Origin of the sequence: Dietzia natronolimnaea (assembly GCF_002289575.1) — a bacterium.
Classification (GTDB): Bacteria; Actinomycetota; Actinomycetes; order Mycobacteriales; family Mycobacteriaceae; genus Dietzia; species Dietzia natronolimnaea_A.
On the sequence record NZ_NTGA01000070.1, the window covers coordinates 1 to 3,054 of the forward strand.

A 3,054-nucleotide genomic window follows, 5' to 3' on the forward strand; every position below is an offset into this window, starting at 1 on the left:
ACCGAGTTACACCACTATATGGGGCACTACTCCGCGAGTGCGGATCATTCTGGCCCTTCGCGACGGGGAGCTGTCGGTAAACCAGCTGGCCGAGATCGTCGACAAGTCCCCGGCGTCGGTATCTCAGCACTTGGCCAAACTCCGCCTGGCGCGAATGGTCTCAGCACGCCAAGACGGGCAACGAGTGTTCTACCGCCTGACTGACGAGCACGCCCGCCAGCTTGTCGCCGACGCGATTTTCCAGGCGCAGCACGCGGTGGACAGTCACCCCGCGCATCATGACCGCGACCGTCTGGGCCACGGGAAGATCACCGGCCTATCGTGATCGGTGTCCTTCGGAACAGCACCTATGCCAGGCTCTTCAGCGCTCAGATAGTCGCCCTTCTCGGCACCGGTCTGCTCACCGTGGCGCTCGGGTTATTGGCCTTCGACATCGCCGGGCAAGACGCTGGTGTAGTGCTAGGAACGGCGCTGACGATCAAGATGGTCGCGTACGTCGCCGTGTCACCGGTGATGGCGGCTATGGCCACCCGGTGGCGACGAAAGGCCGTTCTTGTCAGCGCGGACGCAGTCCGCGCTGCAGTGGCGTTGTCCCTGCCCTGGGTCAGTGAGGCCTGGCAGATTTATGTCCTGATCTTTGCGCTGCAAGCGGCGTCGGCGACCTTCACTCCGGTGTTCCAGGCAGTGATTCCCGATGTCCTTCCCGACGAAGCGCAGTACACCCGCGCATTGTCACTATCCCGCCTGGCGTACGACACCGAATCGCTACTGAGCCCCGTACTGGCTGCGGCGCTGCTGGCGATCATGTCCTACAACAATCTATTCCTGGGCACGGTGCTGGGATTTCTCGCCTCCGGCGCGCTCGTCCTGGTCACCGAAATTCCCGATGGCGCACGGTCCGAAGCCGCATCGTTTCGAGAACGACTGACCCGGGGCGTCCGGGTCATGCTGCGCACCACGGAGCTGCGCAGTCTGCTGGTGATGAACCTCATCGTGGCGACCTCCACCGCCATGGTGATCGTCAACACCGTCCTCGTAGTCAGAGGATCTTTGGATCGCTCCGAGAGCGACGTCGCGCTTCTGCTGGCCGCCTTCGGCGCCGGTTCCATGCTCGTCGCCCTCATTGTTCCCCGAGTCCTCGACAAGATCGCCGATCGGCCCGTCATGCTCACCGGCTCAGCGATTATCCCGCCCGCCCTGGCCGCATCAGCAGCAGTGATCGCTCTACCCGCCGGCAGTGGGCAGTGGGCCTTGCTAATCACACTGTGGGCGATCCTTGGAGCCGCGACGTCGCTGATTCTGACCCCGTCAGCCCGCCTGCTGCGACGCGCCTCCGACCAAGTATCTCGACCTGCGGTCTTCGCCGCGCAGTTCTCCCTGTCCCACGCCTGCTTCATGCTCACCTACCCGATCGCCGGCGTTCTTGGCGCGATGCTCGGTCTACCTCAGACCGCGCTGATCCTCTCGGCTCTCGGAGTTCTCGGGGCCTTCGGTGCCTTCGCTCTCTGGACACGACCCGTCGCGTGAGCCGGGCGCACTGCCAGTCTGCGCCGCACGGTGCTCGTCAAGGGTGCGACTTGGTCCGAAACGGTTGCACCGCTGCGGAGCTGACTGGCTCACGCCGCCGGTGACCTCGTGCCCCACCCGCACGCACGTGCGCCCTACCGCAGGTGCGCCGGCGCGTCGCCGGGAGTGATACCGAGATGGATGTGATCTTGGTGGACGTCGTCGGAGAAGAACCCCTTGCGCGGTCCGTTAAGGTCGGCAGGTCCACCGACCTCGGTCGCCCCCAACTCGGCAGCTCGCCGCATCAACCGAAGCACACGATCGTCGCCGGGTCGGACGTCCACCACCGGCCGACCGTCGATCTCGCGGATGTCTACTGCTCGTCCCACGGCGTGATTGGACATTCGCGCGGTGGGATAGACCGTCTGGATGTGGCCTGTGTGCATTACCTGGATCGCCAGGGTGAACTCCCGGGACAGTGCGTGCAGTATCGCCAGCAGTCGGTTGTCCATCCTGCCGGTGCTGACATCGCTGCGGGCTGGGCCGGGCAGGATGATCTTCGGCTCGGCGAGCACCGCTGCCGCCGTGTCGGTCAACGGCAGCGACGGGCCCAGTGAGGTCGGCGCGACGAGCCGCTCGACGGCCCAACTCCCACCGGGGGGTCGAGCCAATCGCACGTCCACGACCAGTTCGCGGTTCCACGGTCCCGAGACGGTGTACAGGTTCTGCTCCACCAGGGCGATGACGGCAGCGGTATCCGAGGCGAGCCCGCCGTACTGCGGATAGACGACGGTCAGTTCCCCGGCGCGGGCGTCCGGCAGTTGAAGTATCGACGCTGTCGACGCCACCGGCGGCGACGCGCCGGCGCGGATGAGGGTGCCCACGGCCGTTTCGCCGTCGCTCCAGTTTCCGGCGTTTTCCAGAAACGCCGCTGCGGTGCGCTTGATCTCCGGGCGTACTTCACCCGGTGCCGGCTGCCATCGGCTCGCCGCGGCGGACAACGGGGAACGAGGGGCGCCGGGTTCGGCTCCACCCAGGTGAGGTGGCTGCGGTGTCGGGGTAGTCACCGAGGGCGCAGGCCGTGGCGGGGCGGGGCCGAGCGTGCAGGACGCCACGGTGGCGGCTGACCCCGCAGTCAACACCGTCAGCAATTGGCGCCGGGTCAGCTTCATCGGGGATCTGCCCCGCCCTTGTCACAGAACGTGCCGCGGCGGGCCGGAGGCACCACGGGGTGACGATAGCTGCGCACCATGTCGCCGTCCCGCGTGCGGTACTCGCTCCCCGGGCTCCATCCCAAGCGTTCATAGAACGCGCCGGCCCCGTCCGAGCCGGCGCTGGTGAACAACTCGGCGGTAGCAGAGCCGCCCTCGTGCGCCTGGCTGAGAAACAGCTCGACCAGGCGGGCACCGACGCCGCTGCCCCGCAGCGACGGGCGAACGGTGACCGCGGCCAGCACGGCTACCGGCGCAGAATCGGTCCCTGCCGGGGGTGCGGCAGTCTGGTAGGTGAGTGTGCCATGCATCGCCCCGGGTTTGATGGAGACATCGA

General features: G+C 66.7%; 4 protein-coding genes. 2 read left to right on the forward strand and 2 right to left on the reverse strand.

What is annotated here, in order from left to right; translation table 11 throughout:
- The first annotated feature begins 16 nt into the window (after positions 1–16).
- Both CEY15_RS17575 and CEY15_RS17580 read left to right on the forward strand, forming a co-directional pair.
- Positions 17–325 carry an ArsR/SmtB family transcription factor gene (locus CEY15_RS17575; protein ID WP_095719484.1) on the forward strand — a complete coding sequence of 103 codons (309 nt, stop codon included), beginning with the start codon at positions 17–19 and terminating at the stop codon, positions 323–325.
- A complete protein-coding gene (locus CEY15_RS17580; RefSeq protein WP_095719485.1) occupies positions 322–1,527 on the forward strand; it encodes an MFS transporter in 1,206 nt (401 codons plus the stop codon). The genes CEY15_RS17575 and CEY15_RS17580 overlap by 4 nt, the downstream gene beginning before the upstream one ends.
- 134 nt (positions 1,528–1,661) lie before the next feature.
- Here CEY15_RS17580 and CEY15_RS17585 read toward each other — a convergent pair whose 3' ends face one another.
- Both CEY15_RS17585 and CEY15_RS17590 read right to left on the reverse strand, forming a co-directional pair.
- Entirely contained in the window at positions 1,662–2,390 is a 729-nt protein-coding gene (locus CEY15_RS17585; RefSeq protein WP_245847722.1) for a hypothetical protein, read from the reverse strand.
- A gap of 284 nt (positions 2,391–2,674) precedes the next feature.
- On the reverse strand, positions 2,675–3,054 hold a 380-nt coding region (locus CEY15_RS17590), incomplete at its 5' end, for a GNAT family N-acetyltransferase (RefSeq protein ID WP_141244332.1).